At 68.4% G+C, this 19,113-nt stretch carries 17 protein-coding genes; 3 read left to right on the forward strand and 14 right to left on the reverse strand.

Annotation, left to right across the window (positions count from 1 at the left end):
* Positions 1-2: 2 nt before the first annotated feature.
* From MTY59_RS26100 to MTY59_RS26115, 4 genes are all read right to left on the reverse strand, one after another.
* Positions 3-1,760 (reverse strand): SDR family oxidoreductase, encoded by a 1,758-nt coding sequence (locus tag MTY59_RS26100; protein ID WP_221043712.1) that lies wholly within the window; start codon positions 1,758-1,760, stop codon positions 3-5.
* Positions 1,760-2,671, reverse strand: a complete 912-nt coding sequence (locus tag MTY59_RS26105) for a metal-dependent hydrolase (RefSeq protein ID WP_415823032.1) — start codon at positions 2,669-2,671, stop codon at positions 1,760-1,762. Before MTY59_RS26105 ends, MTY59_RS26100 begins: the two co-directional genes overlap by 1 nt.
* A gap of 121 nt (positions 2,672-2,792) precedes the next feature.
* A complete protein-coding gene (locus MTY59_RS26110) occupies positions 2,793-4,256 on the reverse strand; it encodes a flavin-containing monooxygenase (RefSeq protein WP_221043713.1) in 1,464 nt (487 codons plus the stop codon).
* 20 nt (positions 4,257-4,276) lie between these two features.
* On the reverse strand, positions 4,277-4,738 hold the full coding sequence (locus MTY59_RS26115; protein WP_221043714.1) for an SRPBCC family protein: 462 nt from the start codon (positions 4,736-4,738) through the stop codon (positions 4,277-4,279).
* A gap of 90 nt (positions 4,739-4,828) precedes the next feature.
* On the opposite strand from MTY59_RS26115, the gene ald reads away from it, so the two are divergent.
* The gene (ald, locus tag MTY59_RS26120) at positions 4,829-5,944 is read left to right on the forward strand and encodes an alanine dehydrogenase (protein WP_221043715.1); all 1,116 of its coding nucleotides are present in this window, start codon (positions 4,829-4,831) and stop codon (positions 5,942-5,944) included.
* Between the two features lie 12 nt (positions 5,945-5,956).
* Here ald and MTY59_RS26125 read toward each other — a convergent pair whose 3' ends face one another.
* The 5 genes from MTY59_RS26125 to MTY59_RS26145 all read right to left on the reverse strand — a co-directional run bounded on the left by MTY59_RS26125 (position 5,957) and on the right by MTY59_RS26145 (position 12,367).
* Positions 5,957-6,982, reverse strand: coding sequence for a nitronate monooxygenase (locus tag MTY59_RS26125; protein WP_221043716.1), 1,026 nt, complete (start codon positions 6,980-6,982; stop codon positions 5,957-5,959).
* Between the two features lie 4 nt (positions 6,983-6,986).
* Entirely contained in the window at positions 6,987-8,366 is a 1,380-nt protein-coding gene (locus tag MTY59_RS26130) for a M16 family metallopeptidase (RefSeq protein WP_250160672.1), read from the reverse strand.
* On the reverse strand, positions 8,344-10,608 hold the full coding sequence (locus MTY59_RS26135; protein ID WP_221043717.1) for a polyribonucleotide nucleotidyltransferase: 2,265 nt from the start codon (positions 10,606-10,608) through the stop codon (positions 8,344-8,346). Before MTY59_RS26135 ends, MTY59_RS26130 begins: the two co-directional genes overlap by 23 nt.
* A 366-nt stretch (positions 10,609-10,974) precedes the next feature.
* Positions 10,975-11,244 (reverse strand): 30S ribosomal protein S15, encoded by a 270-nt coding sequence (rpsO, locus tag MTY59_RS26140; protein ID WP_007775081.1) that lies wholly within the window; start codon positions 11,242-11,244, stop codon positions 10,975-10,977.
* Positions 11,245-11,392: 148 nt separating this feature from the next.
* Entirely contained in the window at positions 11,393-12,367 is a 975-nt protein-coding gene (locus tag MTY59_RS26145; RefSeq protein ID WP_221043718.1) for a bifunctional riboflavin kinase/FAD synthetase, read from the reverse strand.
* A 113-nt stretch (positions 12,368-12,480) separates the two neighbouring features.
* On the opposite strand from MTY59_RS26145, the gene mntR reads away from it, so the two are divergent.
* Positions 12,481-13,185, forward strand: a complete 705-nt coding sequence (mntR, locus tag MTY59_RS26150; RefSeq protein ID WP_221043719.1) for a manganese-binding transcriptional regulator MntR — start codon at positions 12,481-12,483, stop codon at positions 13,183-13,185.
* A gap of 68 nt (positions 13,186-13,253) precedes the next feature.
* Here the strand turns inward: mntR and MTY59_RS26155 are convergent, their stop codons facing one another.
* The 5 genes from MTY59_RS26155 to MTY59_RS26175 form a co-directional block, all read right to left on the reverse strand.
* Positions 13,254-14,510, reverse strand: a complete 1,257-nt coding sequence (locus MTY59_RS26155) for an acyl-CoA dehydrogenase family protein (RefSeq protein ID WP_221043720.1) — start codon at positions 14,508-14,510, stop codon at positions 13,254-13,256.
* Between the two features lie 7 nt (positions 14,511-14,517).
* A complete protein-coding gene (locus MTY59_RS26160) occupies positions 14,518-15,708 on the reverse strand; it encodes a lipid-transfer protein (protein WP_007775094.1) in 1,191 nt (396 codons plus the stop codon).
* A 78-nt stretch (positions 15,709-15,786) separates the two neighbouring features.
* On the reverse strand, positions 15,787-16,689 hold the full coding sequence (truB, locus tag MTY59_RS26165) for a tRNA pseudouridine(55) synthase TruB (RefSeq protein ID WP_221043721.1): 903 nt from the start codon (positions 16,687-16,689) through the stop codon (positions 15,787-15,789).
* Entirely contained in the window at positions 16,686-17,366 is a 681-nt protein-coding gene (pptT, locus tag MTY59_RS26170) for a 4'-phosphopantetheinyl transferase PptT (protein WP_221043722.1), read from the reverse strand. The genes truB and pptT overlap by 4 nt, the downstream gene beginning before the upstream one ends.
* A complete protein-coding gene (locus MTY59_RS26175; protein WP_221043723.1) occupies positions 17,363-18,340 on the reverse strand; it encodes a metallophosphoesterase family protein in 978 nt (325 codons plus the stop codon). The genes pptT and MTY59_RS26175 overlap by 4 nt, the downstream gene beginning before the upstream one ends.
* Before the next feature lie 159 nt (positions 18,341-18,499).
* Between MTY59_RS26175 and MTY59_RS26180 the strand changes: the two genes are divergently transcribed.
* Positions 18,500-19,087, forward strand: a complete 588-nt coding sequence (locus MTY59_RS26180; protein WP_221043724.1) for a DUF3558 domain-containing protein — start codon at positions 18,500-18,502, stop codon at positions 19,085-19,087.
* Positions 19,088-19,113: the final 26 nt, after the last annotated feature.

Genomic DNA, 19,113 nt, shown 5'->3' on the forward strand with positions numbered 1-19,113 from the left:
TCCTACTTCTGACGAATGTCCAGGCGCGCGAACAGCCGGACCATCCCCGGGCTGATGCGCCGCATTGCATAGCCGATCCGCGACTCCGCGGCGATCGGCAACACGGCCGGACCGGTCTTGACGGCCTTGACGATCGCCTTGGCGGTGGCTTCGGGGGTGAAGTTGCGGCGCCGGTAGGCGGCGTCGGCCTTGCCCCGCGCCCGCTCCTGCTGATCCGCGCTCATCCCGGCGTAGATTGTGTTCTTCGCGATGTTGGTGTTGACGAATCCCGGGCACACCGCCGTCACGCCGATGCCCTCGTCGGCGAAGTCGGCCCGCAGCGATTCGCTGAGCGCCAGCACGGCCGCCTTGGTGGTGCTGTAGGCGACCATGGACTTCGACGGCAGGAACGCCGACGCCGACGCCACGTTGATGATCGTTCCGCCCTCGCCGCGCTCGACCATCTGCGCCCCGAACGCCCGGCTGCCCGAGATGACGCCGCCGACGTTGACACCCATGATGTCTTCCCAGTTCGCCGAGCTCGTCTCCAGGAACCGGCCCGCCATCCCGATGCCGGCGTTGTTCACCAGGATGTCGACCACGCCGTGCTCGTCGCGCACCTGCGCCGCAAGCTCGTTCATGGCGGCCTCGTCGCTCACGTCGACCTGGTAGGCCGCGGCCTCGGCGCACGCGGCGCGCACTGCGTCGGCGGTGTCGTTGGCGGCGGCCAGGTCACGATCGACAAGCACGACCTTGCGGGCGCCGTGCCGGGCCAGCTCCACCGCGGTGGCCCGGCCGATCCCGGCGCCGGCGCCGGTGACCAGGGCGAGTTTGCCGCGCACCTCGCGGCGCTCGCCGCGCACCTCGGCCGCCCCGGCGGGGGGCACGCCGGCGACGTTGCGGTCGACCCACTCGGCGGTCAGCCGGGCGATGACGTCGGGACGCGACGTCACCACCCAGTGGCCGCCCTCGATCTCGATCACCCTGCCGCCGTTCGGAATTGCGCCGGCGAACCGTTGCAGCGCGGGCGTGACGAAGATGTCGCGGCGTGGCACCAGGGTCTGCACCGCGACGGTGGTCTCGGGGAGTTGGCGTCCCGGCGCCAGCATTGGGGCGGGCATGTTCTGCCGGTACAGGTTGAGCCCGTACACATAGTCGGTGACCGAGCGCAGGGTGTCGTGACGCTGGCTGCGCGTGCTCGACCGGCCGATGCGCTCAAGCGCCTCGACGACTTTCACACCGACGTGCGAGCGAAACGACAGTTCCGGCACGCCCGGGCACAGAAAGAAGCTGATGTAGCCCGACGAGATCAGTTGCCTGATGACCTGCGCCACCGCCCGCGGCGTGCGCGCCGACCGCAGAAACGCACCGGCGTAGTTCAGGTGCGGGCCCGAGATCGAGGTGAACGACGCGACCTTGTTCATCACCGAGTCGTCGGTGACCGCCGCCCATGCCTGAATCGATCCCCAGTCGTGGGCCAGCAGGTGCACCCGCCCGACGCCCAGGCTATCGATCACCGCACCGATGTCGGAGACCAGCTGCGCGAAGAGGTACCCGGATCTTTTTGCGGGACGGGTGGATTCACCGGCGCCGCGCACGTCGTACGCGACGACGTTGTAGGGCTTGCCGGTCAGCTCGTCGGCCAGGCCGTCCCAGACGTGGTGATTATCCGGAAAGCCGTGAATTGCCAAGATGGTTGGGCGCGCCGGGTCGATGTCGGTGTACCGGTGCACGGCCAGCGTGACGCCGTCGCTGGCGGTGATGGTTGAAGTGACGGTCATCAGTGCGAGGCGCGCGCGGCGGGTGAGATGGCCAGGTAGTCGACGGCTCGTTCCAGTCCACCGAGCTGCGAGGGGTGAAAGCCCGGCCGGTAGTAGTTGCCGATCGCCCGGATGAAGCGCAGCGGCCCGGGCACCAGGCCGCGGCGCGCGGCGGAGAAGTAGTCGCGCCAGCGTGGCTTGGTGCGCGGCGGCAGGTGGGGATCCAACGAGTACATGAACCGCACGCCGCGGATCCACAACAGCAGCATGGCGGGCGTCACCACCAGCTGGGCGCGCACCTGCCGCCAGTAGCCGGCCTGCAGATGCTTCATGGTGTCGAAGGCCACCGCCTTGTGCTCGACCTCTTCGGCGCCGTGCCAGCGCAGCATGTCCAGCATCACCGGATCGGTGCCGATCGTGTCGTGGGCCGGCGAGTCGAGAATCCACTCCCCGAGAATGGCGGTGTAGTGCTCGATCGCGGAGACGATCGAAACCTGCTCGAGAAGCCAGCCCTGCTGGCGACGCCGGCTCCAATCGGGCCGGGGCCCGAGCAGCTTGTCGAACAGCCACTTGATCTGGCCGGTGTAGGGGGTCAGGTCGATGTCGCGGGCGGCGAAGTGCGCGAGCACGTTCGCGTGTGCCTGCGAATGCACGGCCTCCTGGCCGATGAAGCCCTGGACGTCCAGGCGCAGCTGGTCGTCCTTGATCAGCGGCAGGGTTTGCTTGAACACCTCGACGAAGAACTCTTCCCCGGCGGGCAGCAGCAGGTGCAGCACGTTGAGGACGTGGGTGGCAAACGGCTCACCGGGCACGTAGTGGAACGGCAGCCGCGTCCAGTCGAAGTCCACATCGCGGGCCTCGAGCACCAGTCGCTCGTGGTCCAGCGAGGCGTCGTGTGGACCCGCTGCCTGGTTGTCGACGGTCAGCATCATGCCCCCTACCTCTGCATTCAGCCCTCGATCAAGGTTTCGGGCTGGTCGTCGCGCGTCCCAAGTATAGGTACGTCGGCCAGATATGCGAAACCGCCGGTACCGGGTTCTTCCGCGATTGCCGTCAGCCGGCGGTGACGTGCCGGCGCAGGTCGTACTGGCCGGGGTCAGGGTTCGCCAGCATCCGGCGGTGTTCGGCCGGCGTGAGGGGCCACACCTCCGGCACGCCGTCCTTGTTGAGGTACCAGCTGTTACAGCCGGTGGTCCACACGGTGTCCGGCATCGCGGCGCGCAGCTTCGCGTTGAACCGCTCGGTCGCCGCGGCCGTCGGCTCGATCGTGTCGAACTCGTGGCGGCGCCAGCGCTCGATCCAGCCCACGATGTGGTCGGCCTGCGATTCCGCCACCGTCGTCAGCGCCAGGTTCCCCACCGGGCTGTGCGGCCCCAGCATCATGAAGAAATTGGGGAAGCCGGACAGCGCGACGGTTTGGTAGGCGCGCGGTCCGTCACGCCAGACGTCGTTGGCGCAGATGCCGTCGCGGCCGATCAGCTCCATCGGCCGGAAGAACGCGTGCGTGTCGAATCCGGTCGCGAGCACGATGATGTCCATGTCGTGCAGGACGCCGTCGGCCGTGACGATGCCGCGCCGTTCCACATGGTCGATGCTCGCGGTCACCAGGTCGACGTCGTCGCGCTGCATCGCCCGGTAAAAACCGTTCGACATCACCAGGCGTTTGCACGCCGGCGTGTAGTCGGGAGTCAGGGACCGCCGCAACTCGGGTTCGTGGATCTCCCAGAGGCTGGCCCGGCACAGCGCCGCCATGATCTTGCGGCGCAGGCCCGGCTTGGTCAGGCCGACCGCAAAATAGTCGTATCCGAGGCTGTAGATGCGATACGCCAACCCGTCCAGCCACGGCAACTTGCGCCGGGTGATCCCGGTGAAGCCGCTGTACCGCGGATTCGCCAGGCGCAGCACCCACTGCGCGGTGCGCTGGAACAGCGCGACGTGGCCGGCCACCCCGGCCAGACCGCACACCAGCTGCACGCCCGTCGACCCGTTGCCGACGACGGCGACGCGCCGCCCCCGCACGTCGACGCCGTGATCCCAGCGCGCCGAGTGAAAAACGTTGCCCCCGAAGTCATCCAGGCCCGGGATCGACGGCACTCGCGGGTGATGCAGCACGCCGGTGGCCGAGATCAAGAAGTCGACCGTCGATTCCTCCCCGGCAGCGGTGCGCAGCACCCAGCGGCCGTCCTCGAAGCGCGCATGGGAGATCTCGGTGCCGAAACGAATCCGGTCGCGCAGCGCGTAGCGGTCGGCGATGTCGCGGAAATAGGCCTGAATTTCGCCGCCGGGCGAGAACAGGTGCGACCAGTCCGGGTTTCGGGCGAAGCTGTACTGATAGATGCGCGACGGGATGTCGCAGACCAGCCCGGGATACGTGTTGTCCCGCCAGGTGCCGCCCACCTCGTCGGCCTTCTCGTACACCGTCACATCGCGGATACCGCTGCGCAGCAAGGCAATTGCGACGCACAGCCCCGACATGCCGGCTCCAATGACGGCTACGGCGGGATCGCGTCGCGTCATCGGAACTCCCGGTTCTTCGGCTACTCGGTCTCGGCGCGCTGCTTGAGGCGCTGCAGGGTGAGCCGGATGTGCTCGGTGTTGGCGGTGGCCCGGTCGCTGATGCCGGTGGCTTTGCCGGCGACCTTGCGGAACCAGCCGGGCCTGCGGTCCCAGGTGCTTTCGGTGACCTCGCACCCGCCGCCGGCCGCGGCGATGTCGTATTGCCAGCGGGCCACCGGAATCATGGTGTGGCTCACGTCGAACGCGAACCGACGGCCCGGTTCGGCGTCGGTGACCGTGCACTTGGTGCTCCAGCGCCGGCTGCCGCTGCGGTTGTGGCCGGTGAACACCGCGCCCGGGCTCACCGCGTCGCCCTTTCGCCACTCCATCGCCACCGCCTCCTCGGCCAGTTCTGCCAGCGTGGGCAGGTCGGTGATGAGCCGGTACACCACGTCGGGCCGGGCGTCGATCTGCACGGTGGCCTGCACGCACCGGTCGGTCATCCGCCGATCATAGCCAGCAAACACTGAGCTTTTGCGGCCCTCGCGAACTTTCTTCACACTTGAAGGCGAACCGGCAATCAAGGGGCGATCATGCGAGTCGGCGTACCGACCGAGACCAAGACCAACGAGTTCCGGGTTGCCATCACCCCGGCCGGCGTCGCCGAGCTGACCCGCCGCGGCCATGACGTGTTCGTGCAGGCCGGCGCCGGGGAAGGGTCGGCGATCACCGATTCGGAGTTCAAAGCGGCGGGCGCCCAGCTGGCCGACACCGCCGACCAGGTCTGGGCCGACGCGGACCTGCTGCTCAAGGTCAAAGAACCGATGCCGGCCGAGTACAACCTGTTGCGGCGCAACCAGATCCTGTTCACCTATCTGCATCTGGCCGCCTCACGTGCGTGCACCGAGGCGCTGCTGGCGTCCGGAACGACGTCGATCGCGTACGAGACGGTCCAGGGCGCCGACGGCACACTGCCGTTGCTAGCCCCGATGAGTGAGGTCGCCGGCCGGCTGTCGGCTCAGGTGGGCGCCTACCACCTGATGCGCACCCACGGTGGGCGCGGCGTGTTGATGGGCGGGGTGCCGGGCGTCAAACCCGCCGACGTGGTGGTGGTGGGTGCGGGGACGGCCGGCTACAACGCGGCCCGGGTCGCCGGCGGCATGGGGGCCTCGGTCACGGTGCTCGACGTCAACATCACCAAGCTTCGGCTGCTCGACGCGGAGTTCGGCGGCCAGGTGCGCACCCGCTACTCGTCGGCCTACGACCTGGAGGGCACCGTCAAGCGCGCCGACCTGGTGATCGGCGCGGTGTTGCTGCCGGGCGCGAAGGCGCCCAACTTGGTCTCGAATTCCCTTGTCTCGCAGATGAAACCGGGCGCCGTGCTGGTAGACATCTCCATCGATCAGGGCGGTTGCTTCGAGGACTCGCGGCCCACCACGCATGACGATCCCACCTTCGCGGTGCACGACACCGTGTTCTACTGCGTGGCGAACATGCCCAGTGCGGTGCCCAAGACGTCGACGGTGGCGCTGACCAACGCGACCATGCCGTACGTGCTCGCGCTCGCCGATCGCGGCTGGCAGGCGGCATGCCGCTCGGATCATGCTCTGGCCAAAGGCCTTTCGACCCACGACGGCGGGCTGCTGTCCGAGCAGGTGGCTACCGACCTCGGCTTGCAGTTCACCGACCCGGCCGCTGTTCTGGGCTGACGGTGCGCGCGGCTAACTGGTGGCCGCGAGATTGGCGATGATGTCGGCCGCGGGGCCGGCGCACGCGTTCTTGAACGACGTCCCGGCCCACAGCGGCATACCGTTGGGATCCTCGATGGCGGCGGCGGCCTCCCGGATCGGCGAGGTCATCTGGTTGACCTCGGGGTAGCCCAGCGGCGCGACGTGGTCGAGCGTCCGGGTGAAGTCGTTCTCTAGACCCCGCGCGTAGCGGCCCGAGAACGCCCGCGTCACAACGGTCGTGGCGAACAACGGGTTCTTCAGCGCGACGCGGTGCGCGGAGTTGGTACCCGCCTCGTCGGCCAGCAGCAGCGCGGTGCCGACCTGGGCCGCCACCGCTCCCCTGCGCAGCGCGGCCCCGACCTCGTCGGCGGTGCCCAACCCGCCCGCCGCGATGATCGGGACGTCATGCGCGTTGCGGATGCGGTCGATGAGCTGGTGCAGCGACTCGTTGGCGGGCTCCATGTCCGGCGCGAAGGTGCCGCGGTGCCCGCCGGCGGCGGGCCCCTGGACCACCAGGCTGTCGGCACCGGCCGCGACGGCGATTCCCGCCTCGTAGGCCGAGGTGACGGTGACCATCACCAACAGGCCCAGCGCGCCCAGCCGCCGGATCACATCGGGCGGCGGCACGCCGAAGGTGAAGGACACCAGCTCGGGCCGGACGTCGGCCACCACCTCGAGCTTCCGCTCCCACTCGTCGTCGTCGCCGTGCTGCGGGTGACCGACCTCGACCTGGTAATGCTCGGCGATTTCCTCGAGTTCGGCCGCGTAATAGTGCAGGGCCACCCAGTCGGCGACGCTGGGTTGGGGCACAAACAAGTTGACCCCGAGCGGGCCGGTGGTGGCCTTGCGCGCCGCGGCGATGTCGTCGGCGAACTGCTCGGCGCTGCGGTGCCCGCCGGGGACGAAACCGAGCCCACCCGCATTGGACACCGCCGCGGCCAACGCGGGAGTCCCGGGCCCTCCGGCCATGGGTGCGCCCACGATGGGCACCATGATGTCCCAGAAGCCCAGTACCATTCGGCTAATTTACCATCGCCCGAAGTTGTTGGGGCAGTGACCGTTTGGCGGCGTAGGGACCCAGAACCGCGGCGCCGTACCGCTGCCCGAGCAACCGGTGCGCCACGGCGTTGACCTCGTCGAGGGTCACCTCGTCGATCTGCTGCAGGGTGTGCTCGATGCTGCGGTGCATGCCGTAGTTGAGCTCGCTGCGGCCCAGCCGGCTCATCCGCGAGCTGGAATCCTCCAGGCCGAGCACCAGACCGCCGCGCAACGATCCCTTGGCGATGCGGCATTCCGACTCGGTGATGCCGTCGCGCGCCACCGACTCGAGCACGTCGCTGGTCACCGCCATCACCTCGGCGAAGCGTTCGGGCTGGCATGCGGCATACACCGACAGCGCGCCACTGTCGGCGAAGACGTCGACAGTCGAGTACACCGAGTAGGCCAGCCCGCGCAGTTCTCGAACCTGCTGAAACAACCGGGAGCTCAGGCCGCCGCCCAGCGCGGTGTTGAGCACCGACAGCGCCCAGCGATGGTCCCAGCCGCGCCCCGGCGTGCGGACGCCCAGCGACACGTGCGCCTGCTCGGCGTCCCGGGTGCCCAGCAGCAGACCGGGCCGGCCGCCGACCCGTCCGGCGCCCTTGCGCGGCGCGATCGGCTCGCGGCCGCGGACCAGATGCGGCCCGAAGTGCCGGCGCACCAACGCGACCACCTCGTCGTGGTCGACGTTGCCGGCCACCGCCACCACCATCCGCTCCGGCGTGTAGCGCCGAACGTGAAACGAGTGCAGCTGGTTGCGCGTCATCGACGTCACCGACCGCGCGGTGCCGATGACGGGGCGACCCACCGGGTGGTCACCGAAGAGCGCGCTCAGGAACATGTCGCCGAGTGCGTCCTCGGGGTCGTCGTCGCGCATCGCGATCTCTTCGAGGACCACGTCGCGTTCCAGCTCGACGTCGTTGGCCGCGCAGCACCCGTTGAGCACCACGTCGGCGACCAGGTCGACGGCCAGCGCCAGATCGCTGTCGAGCACGTGCGCGTAGTAGCAGGTGTGCTCCTTCGCGGTGAACGCGTTCAGCTCTCCCCCGACGGCGTCCATCGCCTGCGCGATGTCCACCGCCGTGCGACTGGGCGTCGACTTGAACAGCAGATGCTCGAGGAAGTGCGCGGCGCCGGCCACGGTGGCACCCTCGTCGCGCGAGCCGACCCCGACCCAGACCCCGACCGAGGCGGAACGCACCGCGGGCAGGTACTCGGTGACCACCCGCAAGCCGCCTGGCAGCGTGGTGCGCCGCAACGCGGCTTCGGGTGCCGATTCGTCAGCGACCTTGCTCCGGCGCAGCGCGCCGGACCGACCGGGACGCGTCCCGGTCGATGAGTCAGCTGCTCGCCGTCGCGGCATCGGCAGGAGCGGCCGCCGGGGCATCGGCAGGAGCCGAGTTGTCTTCCTCCACCAGAACCAGCGAGATCTTGCCCCGCTTGTCGATGTCGGCGATCTCGACGCGCAGCTTGTCGCCGACGTTGACCACGTCCTCGACCTTCGCGATCCGCTTGCCCTTGCCGAGCTTGGAGATGTGCACCAGGCCGTCACGGCCGGGCAGCAGCGACACGAACGCACCGAAATCCGTTGTCTTGACCACGGTTCCGAGGAACCGCTCGCCGACGGTCGGCAACTGCGGGTTGGCGATGGCGTTGATCCGGTCGATCGCGGCCTGCGCCGAGGGTCCGTCGGTGGCGCCGACGAACACGGTGCCGTCGTCCTCGATGGAGATCTGCGCGCCGGTCTCCTCGGTGATCGCGTTGATGACCTTGCCCTTGGGCCCGATCACCTCACCGATCTTGTCCACCGGAACCTTGATGGTGGTGACCCGAGGCGCATACGGGCTCATCTCGTCGGGCTCGTCGATCGCCTCGGCCATGACCTCCAGGATGGTCAGCCGCGCGTCCTTGGCCTGCCCCAGCGCGCCCGCCAGCACCTGCGACGGAATGCCGTCGAGCTTGGTGTCCAGCTGCAGCGCGGTGACGAAGTCCTTGGTGCCGGCGCACTTGAAGTCCATGTCGCCGAACGCGTCCTCGGCGCCCAGGATGTCGGTCAGGGTGACGAAGCGGCGCTCGGTCTTGCCGTCGACCTCGACGTCATCGGAGACCAGGCCCATCGCGATGCCGGCCACCGGCGCCTTGAGCGGCACACCGGCGTTCAGCAGCGAAAGGGTGGAAGCACAGACCGAACCCATCGACGTCGAGCCGTTGGAGCTCAGCGCCTCGGAGACCTGACGGATGGCGTAAGGGAACTCCTCGACGCCCGGCAGCACCGGGATCAGCGCGCGCTCGGCGAGCGCGCCGTGCCCGATCTCGCGCCGCTTGGGCGAGCCCACGCGGCCGGTCTCGCCGGTGGAGAACGGCGGGAAGTTGTAGTGGTGCATGTAGCGCTTGGAGGTCTCGGGTCCCAGCGAGTCGATCTGCTGGGCCATCTTGACCATGTCGAGCGTGGTGACACCCAGGATCTGGGTCTCGCCGCGCTGGAACAGCGCGCTGCCGTGCGCCCGCGGCACCACGGCGACCTCGGCCGACAACGCGCGGATGTCGGTGATGCCGCGGCCGTCGATGCGGAAGTGATCGGTCAGGATCCGCTGACGCACCAGCTTCTTGGTCAGCGACCGGTAGGCGGCGCTGACCTCCTTCTCGCGGCCCTCGTAGGTCGCAGAGTTCCCCGTGAGCCGCGCCAACACTTCCGCTTTCAGCTCGTCGGTGCGCGCGTCGCGCTCGGCCTTGCCGCCGATGGTCAGCGCCTTGGCCAGCTCGTCGGTGGCCAGCGAGGCGACCGAGTAGTAGACGTCTTCCTGGTAGTCCGGGAACGTCGGGAACTCGCCGACCGGCTTGGCGGCGGCCCCGGCCAGCTCCTCCTGTGCGGTGCACAGCGCGGCGATGAACGGCTTGGCGGCCTCGAGTCCTTCGGCCACAACGGTTTCCGTCGGCGCCTGGGCGCCGCCCTCGACGAGCTCGATGACCTTCTCGGTGGCCTCGGCCTCGACCATCATGATGGCCACGTCACCCTCGACCTTGCGGCCGGCGATGACCATGTCGAACACGGCGCGCTCGAGCTGCTCGACGGTCGGGAACGCCACCCACTGGCCGTCGATGAGCGCGACCCGCACGCCCCCGATCGGACCCGAGAACGGCAACCCGCTCAGCTGGGTGGACGCCGATGCGGCGTTGATCGCCAGCACGTCGTACAGGTCGTTGGGATCCAGGCTCATGACCGTGACCACGACCTGAATCTCGTTGCGCAGCCCGGAGACGAACGACGGGCGCAGCGGCCGGTCGATGAGCCGGCAGGTCAGGATCGCGTCCGTGGAGGGACGGCCCTCGCGGCGGAAGAACGAACCGGGGATGCGACCGGCGGCATACATCCGCTCCTCGACGTCGACGGTCAGCGGGAAGAAGTCGAAATGCTCCTTGGGGCTCTTGCTGGCGGTGGTCGCCGACAACAGCATGTTCTCGTCATCGAGGTACGCGACCACGGCGCCAGCTGCCTGCTGGGCCAACCGGCCGGTCTCGAAACGGATGGTGCGGGTGCCGAAGCTCCCGTTGTCGATGGTGGCGGTCGCCTCGAACACGCCCTCTTCAATTTCAGCGACAGACATGGACGTCCGTACGGCCTCTCTTGTATTCAGCTTTTTCGCGTGGCCACGCGCGAACCGCAGGCCTGACGGCCGCGGGTCACCCGCGGGAGGCGCTGAGTCTGAATACGGCTACGGCCATCGATCGAAGCGGCCGACCTGCCCCAGATCCGGAGAGCCCGGCAGCCACTACCGAAGACCGCCCGATGCAGACTGGCTGCTCCCTCGAACGTGCGTAGTGACACGCTGGAACGGCACACGCGGATCTGCGTGACCGCACCGTTTGCTCGGGCCGAACCGGCCCAGAACGTCCTCACTCTACACGGGCGACCTCTGCCCGCCATATTGCTCGGAGTTTGCGGGGCGGCTACCGCCCCGGTGGGGGTGGCGTCAGCGACGCAGGCCCAGCCGCTCGACCAGCGAGCGGTACCGCTCGACATCGATCTGCGCGACGTACTTGAGCAGCCGGCGACGGCGTCCGACCAGCAGCAGCAGCCCGCGCCGCGAGTGGTGGTCGTGCTTGTGCACCTTCAGGTGCTCGGTCAGGTCGGCGATCCGCTTGGTCAGCAGCGCGACCTGCGCCTCGGGGGAACCGGTGTCGGTGCCATGCAGGCCGTAGTTGCCCAGGATTTCTTTTTTCTGCTCGGCTGTCAGCGCCACGAAACTATCTCCATCAATCGGTCCGCGAAAGGTGAATGTTCAAGGCGCGGCCACCGCGAACCGCAGCACGCGCCGATGTCGTCCGGCAGTTTAGCAGCGCTGTGATCGCGGGCCTAAACGCCGAGGCTCGCGCTTTGTCACCAGGTGCTCAACCCGCAGAGAGCAGGCTGCGCGCCTTCTCGGTGTCCTTGCCCATCGCGACGACGAGTTCCTTGACCGAGTCGAACTTGTGCTGACCGCGGATGCGGGCGACGAAATCGAGGGCGACGTGCTGACCGTAGAGGTCGGCGGTGGTGTCCAGGACGAACGCCTCGACGGTGCGGGTGCGCCCGGAGAAGGTCGGGTTGGTGCCGACGGACACCGCCGCCTGATAGCGCTCGCCGGGGATGACGCTGCCGGTGGCCGGTCCGTGCCCGAGCACGGTGAACCATGCGGCGTACACGCCGTCGGCCGGGATGGCCGAGTACATCGGCGGCGCCACGTTGGCGGTCGGGTAGCCCAGCTCGATGCCGCGCCCGTGGCCGCGCACCACCACACCCTCGACGCGGTGTGGGCGGCCCAGCGCCTCGGTGGCCGCCACCATGTCGCCGGCGTCCACGCAGGACCGGATGTAGGTGGACGAGAACGTCACGGTCTCGTTGCTGTGATGCTCGGACAGCAGCGACATCGACTCGACCGAGAAGCCGAACCGCTCCCCCGCCTTGCGCAGGGTGTCGACGGTGCCGGCCGCCTTCTTGCCGAAGGTGAAGTTCTCCCCCACCACGACCTCGACGACGTGCAGGTTCTCCACCAGAAGTTCGTGCACGTAGCGCTCCGGGGTGAGCTTCATGAAGTCGGTGGTGAACGGCATCACCAGGAAGACGTCGATGCCCAGCTCCTCGACCAGCTCGGCGCGCCGGGTCAGCGTCGTCAGCTGGGCGGGATGGCTGCCGGGGAAGACCACTTCCATCGGGTGCGGGTCGAACGTCATCAGCACCGTCGGGACGTTGCGGGCCCGCGCCGCCTTGACCGCATGCGCGATCAGCTCGGCGTGACCGCGATGCACACCGTCGAATACACCGATGGTGAGTACACACCTGCCCCAGTCCGTGGGAATCTCGTCTTGGCCGCGCCACCGCTGCACGCCCGCAAGCCTACGGCGCCGAGTGGTCTGCCGGGAGATCCAGAGGGGCAAACCCCCGCCATGGTGTCGGGGAACACCCCGAATCAGGCGTGGGTTGCCTAAACTTTCTCGGTGTGAAGGCTGACGAAGAGCGTGGCGGCATCACCGCGGTCGGCCAGGACTACCTCAAGGCCATCTGGAATGCCCAGGAATGGTCCCCCAAAGACGCGCTACAGAAGGTCAGCACCAAGATGCTGGCCGAAAAGATCGGGGTGTCGGCCAGCACGGCCTCGGAGTCCATCCGCAAGCTCGCCGAGCAGGGGCTCGTCGACCACGAGAAGTACGGTGCGGTGACGCTGACCGAGGCGGGCCGGCGCGCAGCGCTGGAGATGGTGCGCCGGCACCGGCTGCTGGAGACCTTCCTGGTCAACGAACTCGGCTACGCCTGGGACGAGGTGCACGACGAGGCCGAGGTGCTCGAGCACGCGGTGTCCGATCGGCTGGTGGCGCGCATCGACGCCAAGCTGGGGTTCCCGCAGCGCGACCCGCACGGTGACCCGATCCCGGCCTCGGACGGGCAGGTGCCCACCCCGCCGGCCCGCCAGCTGTGGGCATGCGACGACGGGGACACCGCGACGGTGGCGCGCATCTCCGACGCCGACCCCGAGATGCTGCGCTACTTCACCGACGTCGGCATCAACCTCGACTCCCGGCTGCGGGTCCTGACCCGACGTGAATTCGCCGGCATGATCTCGGTCGCGATCGACTCCGGCGCCGGCGCCGAGACGACCGTCGACCTGGGCAGCCCGGCCGCCCGCGCCATCTGGGTGACGGCCTAGCGGCGATCGCAAGCACGGCGCAGCCGGGCGCAGCGGGTCGCCGCCATCCCGCGCAGTCGGGTAGCCGCTCAGTCGGCCAGCAGGCCCTTGGCGATGTGGGTGACCTGAACCTCGTTGCTGCCGGCGTAGATCATCAGCGACTTGGCGTCGCGGGCCAGCTGCTCCACCCGGTATTCGGCCATGTAGCCGTTGCCGCCGAACAGCTGTACGGCCTCCATCGCCACGTCGGTGGCCGCCTCCGACGAGTACAGCTTGATCGCCGACGCCTCGGCCAGCGTCAGCGGCTTACCCGCCTGCTGGCGCTCGATGGTGTGAAAGACCATGTTCTGCACGTTCATTCGGGCGATCTCCATCTTGGCCAGCTTGAGCTGGATCAGCTGGAATTGCCCGATGTTCTTGCCCCACAAGGTCCGGCTCTTGGCGTAATCCACGCACAGCCGGTGGCATTCGTCGATGATGCCCAACGCCATCATCGCGATCCCGATCCGCTCGGCGGCGAAGTTGGCGCGGGCGCTGTCGCGGCCGTCGCCGTCGGTGTGCTGTTCGCTCTCGCCGAGCAGCCGGTCCGGGCTCAGCCGCACGTTGTCGAAGAACAGCTCGCCGGTCGGCGAGGACATCATGCCCATCTTCTTGAACGGCTTGCCCTGCGTGAGGCCCGGCATGCCCGCGTCGAGCACGAAGACCAGCACCGGCCGGTTGCGCTTGTCCGCGCTCGCATCGCCCTCGTCGAGTTTGGCGTACACGACCAGGACGTCGGCACAGGGCCCGTTGGTGATGAAGGTCTTCTGCCCGTTGAGGATGTAGTCCTGGCCGTCGCGCTTGACGTAGGTCTTCATGCCGCCGAACGCGTCCGAGCCCGAGTCTGGCTCGGTAATCGCCCATGCCGCAATCTTTTCCAGCGTCATCAGCTCGGGCAGCCAGCGTTCCTTCTGCGCCAGTGTGCCGCGGCTCATGATCGTCGCCGCGCCCAGGCCGAGGCTAACCGACGCGGTGCTGAGCAACCCGATGCTGACCCTCGCGATTTCGGACACCAGCACCGCGATCATCGACCCCTGCGCGCCACCGCCGAAACCGCCTGACTCGTCGGGCTTTTCATCCACAGGCGCCCGGGCGCCGTCGAGCCTGGCCCGCTCCCGGTCCAGCATCTTCTTGACCGACTCGGCGGCCATGGCGTCGAGGCCGAACTGGCTGAACAGCTTGCGCGCGATCGGATACGGCGACATTTCGCCGGTCTCCAGTTCGTCGACGTGCGGGCGGATCTCTTTGTCGACGAACTGGCGAACCGCATCCCGGACCATCAGGTCGGTGTCGGACCACTCGATCATGGCGTCCTTAACGCTCGGCGCGCTGGTAGGCGGTGACGACGGCGGCGCCGCCCAGTCCGATGTTGTGTTGCAGTGCGGCGCTGACGTTGTCGACCTGACGCTTGTCGGCGGTCCCGCGCAGCTGCCAGGTCAGCTCCGCGCATTGCGCCAGGCCGGTCGCGCCCAGCGGGTGCCCCTTGGAGATCAGGCCGCCGGACGGGTTGACCACCCAGCGGCCGCCGTAGGTGGTGTCGTTGTTGTCGATCAGCTTCGGTGCCTCACCGGGACCGCACAAGCCGAGCGCCTCATACAGCAGCAGTTCGTTGGCCGAGAAGCAGTCGTGCAGCTCGATCACCTGGAAGTCTTGCGGCCCCAGCCCGGACTGGTCGTAGACCTGTTGCGCGGCTTGGACATTCATGTCGTAGCCGATCAGGTTCTTCGCGCTCCCGTCGAACGTCGACGCGAAGTCGGTGGTCATGGCCTGCCCGACGATCTCCACCGCCTGGCCGGCCAGACCGTGGCTGTCGACGAAGCTTTCCGAGGCCAGGATGGCCGCACCCGAGCCGTCCGAGGTGGGCGAACACTGCAGCTTGGTCAGCGGGTCGGAGATCATCCGCGCCGCCAGGATGTCGTCGAGCGTGTAGGACTCCTGGAACTGGGCAAAAGGGTTGTTGACCGAGTGCTTGTGGTTCTTGTAGCCGATCTTGGCGAAATGCTCTGCGGTGCTGCCGTATTGCTTCATGTGCTCGCGTCCGGCGGCGCCGAACATCCACGGCGCGACGGGCATCGCGAACTCGTCGATCGCGGCCATCGCCTTGACGTGCTTGCCCATCGGCGATTCGCGGTCCTGGGCGCCGCCGCCCAGCGAACCCGGCTGCATCTTCTCGAAGCCGAGCGCGATCGCGCAGTCGACGATGCCGCCGCGGATGGCCTGGGCGGCCAGGAACAGCGCCGTCGAGCCGGTGGAGCAGTTGTTGTTGACGTTGACGATCGGAATGCCGGTCATGCCGAGCTCGTAGAGGGCGCGCTGCCCGGAGGTGGAGTCGCCCGAGCAGTAGCCGACGTAGCCCTGCTGCACCTCGCGGTAGTCGATGCCGGCATCCGTCAGGGCGTTGGTTCCCGATTCGCGGGCCATGTCCGGATAGTCCCAGCCCTCGCGGCGGCCCGGCTTCTCGAATTTCGTCATCCCGACGCCGACGACATAAACCTTGCTGGACATCGTTGTCCCCTTCCGAACCGTGGGCGGTCTAGGCCTTCAGTGTGCAACGTAGCCCAACCAACCGTTCGGCCGGGGCCGTTACAGCGTCGCCGGGCGGATCACCACCACCGGCTTGGTCCGCGAGCCCTCGTCGCGCAGCAGCGCCATCACCCGGCCGTCGGCATCGCAGGCGGCGTAGATGCCGCCGATGCCCGCCGGCTCGAGCGACCGGCCGTTGCCGGTCGCCTCGGCCTCCTCGCCGGACAGGTCGCGGCGCGGGAAGATCAGCAGGCAGGCCTCGTCCAGGCTGTAGCTGAGCCGCGGATGCTCCGCCAGCTCGTCGAGCGGGTAGGCCTGATCCAGCCCGAAGCACCCGACGCTGGTGCGCCGCAACGCCGTCAGGTGCCCGCCCACCCCCAGGGCGTCGCCGAGGTCGCGGGCCAGGGCGCGGATGTAGGTTCCCGACGAGCAGTCGACCTCGACGTCCAGGTCGACGACGTCGTGGCCGCCGGGTCCGGGCCGGATGTCGTACACCTCGAACCGGTCGATGCGCACCGGGCGGGCCTTCAGCTCGACGGTCTGGCCCTCGCGCGCCAACCGGTAGGCGCGCTTGCCGTCGACCTTGATGGCGCTGACCGTCGACGGCACCTGTTCGATGTCGCCGCGCAGGCCGGCCACGGCGGATTCGATCACCTCGCCGGTCAGGTGCCGCGCCGAGACGCTGTGCACCGGTTCGCCGTCGGCGTCGTCGGTGGACGTGCTCTGGCCCAGCCGGATGGTGGCCGTGTAGGACTTGGCGGTCGCCGTCAGCAGGCCGAGGATCTTGGTGGCGCGCTCGACGCCGATCACCAGCACACCGGTGGCCATCGGGTCCAGCGTCCCCGCGTGCCCCACCCTGCGGGTGGAGAAGATCCGCCGGCAGCGACCGACCACGTCGTGACTGGTCATTCCGGGCGGCTTGTCGACGACGACTATCCCTGGCCCGGTGGGGCTTTGGCTCATAGCACGATGGCGGTCAGCACCAGCCCGCGCTCGACCGACCACCGGCCGCGCAGCTCGGTCAGCGGCGGACCGGACAGCGCTTCGGGATCGATCAGGATCCGCGACACGAACCCGCCCGTCGCCGCCCCGGGGCCGTCGGCCTCGAACACGATGTGCGCGTCCTCGAAGCCCAGCCACCGTTTGGTCAGCGGGAACCAGGCCTTGTACGTCGCCTCCTTGGCGCAGAACAGGATTCGGTCCCAATGCAGATCCCCCGTCAGGATGGCGGGGATTTCGTCGCGTTCGGCCGGCAGGCTGATCGCGTTGAGCACGCCGTCGGGCAGCACGTCGTGCGGTTCGGCGTCGATGCCCACCGAGCGCACCGCGTCGGAGCGGCCCACCACCGCACCCCGGTAGCCCGTGCAGTGGGTGAGGCTGCCCACCACGCCGTCGGGCCAGCAGGGTTCACCCTTCTCGCCCTTGAGGATCGGCACCGGCGGCAGGCCGAGCTCGCCCAGCGCGATCCGGGCGCAGTGCCGGACGGTGATGAACTCGTTGCGCCGCTTGGCCACCGACCGGGCGATCAGCGGCTCCTCTTCGGGCAGCGGCGCGAGATCGGGCGGATCGTTATACACCTCCGAGTAGGCCAGGCCGTCGGCCACCGGCAGCACCAAGGAAACCAGCATGTCCCCGGTCATCGTGATTGCCGCTGCCGCAACCGTTCCCGGAACTGCGCGGCCTGCGCCTTCATCTCGGGGGTGATCTCGAAGTGGCCGCCGAAGTCATTGAGGTCGCCCGGCGCGTACTGCGGATCCGGCAGCACCTGGCGCAGCCAGCTGGGCGGCTTGCGGCGGCGCCACTCCCGCGGATAGCCCACCGACACTTCCTCGAAGCGCACGTCGTCGTACCAGGTGGTCCGCGGGATGTGCAGGTGGCCGTAGACCGAACACACGGCGTTGTAGCGGGTATGCCAGTCGGCCGTCTTGGTGGTTCCGCACCACAGCGAGAACTCCGGGTAGAACAGCGCGTCGCAGGGGTCGCGGACCAGCGGGAAGTGATTCACCAGAACCGTCGGGGTCATCCAGTCCAGCTCTTCGAGGCGGGCACGGGTGATCTGCAGGCGCTCGCGGCACCACGCCTCACGGGTGGCGTAGGGCTCCGGGGAGAGCAGGAACTCGTCGGTGGCCACCACGTTGCGCTCGCGTGCGATGGTCAGGCCTTCGGCTTTGCTCGTGGCACCATCGGGCAAGAAGCTGTAGTCGTAGAGCAGGAACATCGGGACGATCGTGGCCGGGCCACCGCGCTCGGTCCAGACCGGGAACGGATGCTCGGGCGTGACCACGCCCATCTCGTCGCACATGTTGACCAGGTACTCGTAGCGCGCCTTACCGAAGATCTGCACCGGATCGCGGGTGGTGGTCCACAGCTCGTGGTTGCCCGGCACCCAGATCACCTTGGCGAAGCGCCGTCGCAGCAGGTCGAGGGCCCAACGGATCTCGTCGGTGCGTTCGGCGACGTCGCCGGCCACGATCAGCCAGTCATCCGGCGAGGAAGGGTGCAGCGACTCGGTGACCGGCTTGTTGCCCAAGTGACCGGTGTGCAGGTCGGACACCGCCCACAGCGTCGGTTGCCCACCGTTGGTCGATTCCTGCCCTGCTGAATGCCCAGCCACGATTAACCACCCTAACGACCCGAACCCGGCAAGACCCGTTCGCGGGCGTCATTTCGGCCCTGGAGCGGGCGAGTTAGAACAAGTTCAGGTTTGCCTGTGACGCCGCGCGGGGGACTTGTACACTCCCCCCAAAGGACCGCTGAGGCGTCGGGGGGTGTCGTGTTCGCCAATGTTCGTCTGATGGGGGCGCTGGGTGCGCTGCTCACAGCGGCCATCGGGGGCACGGTGGGCTTGTTGACCGCCCCGGCCGCGCCGGGTGGCGGCGACCGGTCCGTCGAGCTGAGGTCGACCGCCCAGCCGATGGAAACCACCATGAAGAGCCCGATCGTGGCGACCACCGATCCGCGCCCCTTCGACGCGTGCGAGGACATCCCGTTCGACGTCATCCAGGGGCTCGGTTTGGGCTTCACACCGCCCGAACACGAAGACGGGCTGCGCTGCCACTTCGACGCCGGGAACTATCAGGTCGCCGTCGAGCCGATCATCTGGCGCACCTACGAGCAGTCGCTGCCCGCCGACGCCGTCGAGACGACGATCGCGGGCCACCGCGCCGCGCAGTACTGGGTGCTCAAGCCGACCTACCACAACAGCTACTGGTTCTACTCCTGCATGGTCGTGTTCAAGACCAGCTACGGCGTGCTGCAGCAGGCGCTGTACTACTCGACCGTCTACTCCAATCCCGAGGTCGATTGCATGCAGACCAATCTGCAGCGCGCCAACGACCTCGCACCGTATTACAAGTTCTGATTTTCAGCGGGGTTGAGTCGCCGGCG

It is taken from the genome of Mycobacterium senriense (assembly GCF_019668465.1).
GTDB classification, from domain to species: Bacteria; Actinomycetota; Actinomycetes; order Mycobacteriales; family Mycobacteriaceae; genus Mycobacterium; species Mycobacterium senriense.

Coding starts and splice junctions, on each gene's coding strand:
- MTY59_RS26100 (WP_221043712.1), bottom strand. CDS start 1,760: ATGACCGTCACTTCAACCATCACCGCCAGCGACGGCGTCACGCTGGCC.
- MTY59_RS26105 (WP_415823032.1), bottom strand. CDS start 2,671: ATGATGCTGACCGTCGACAACCAGGCAGCGGGTCCACACGACGCCTCG.
- MTY59_RS26110 (WP_221043713.1), bottom strand. CDS start 4,256: ATGACGCGACGCGATCCCGCCGTAGCCGTCATTGGAGCCGGCATGTCG.
- MTY59_RS26115 (WP_221043714.1), bottom strand. CDS start 4,738: ATGACCGACCGGTGCGTGCAGGCCACCGTGCAGATCGACGCCCGGCCC.
- ald (WP_221043715.1), top strand. CDS start 4,829: ATGCGAGTCGGCGTACCGACCGAGACCAAGACCAACGAGTTCCGGGTT.
- MTY59_RS26125 (WP_221043716.1), bottom strand. CDS start 6,982: ATGGTACTGGGCTTCTGGGACATCATGGTGCCCATCGTGGGCGCACCC.
- MTY59_RS26130 (WP_250160672.1), bottom strand. CDS start 8,366: ATGCCGCGACGGCGAGCAGCTGACTCATCGACCGGGACGCGTCCCGGT.
- MTY59_RS26135 (WP_221043717.1), bottom strand. CDS start 10,608: ATGTCTGTCGCTGAAATTGAAGAGGGCGTGTTCGAGGCGACCGCCACC.
- MTY59_RS26155 (WP_221043720.1), bottom strand. CDS start 14,510: ATGATCGAGTGGTCCGACACCGACCTGATGGTCCGGGATGCGGTTCGC.
- MTY59_RS26160 (WP_007775094.1), bottom strand. CDS start 15,708: ATGTCCAGCAAGGTTTATGTCGTCGGCGTCGGGATGACGAAATTCGAG.
- truB (WP_221043721.1), bottom strand. CDS start 16,689: ATGAGCCAAAGCCCCACCGGGCCAGGGATAGTCGTCGTCGACAAGCCG.
- pptT (WP_221043722.1), bottom strand. CDS start 17,366: ATGACCGGGGACATGCTGGTTTCCTTGGTGCTGCCGGTGGCCGACGGC.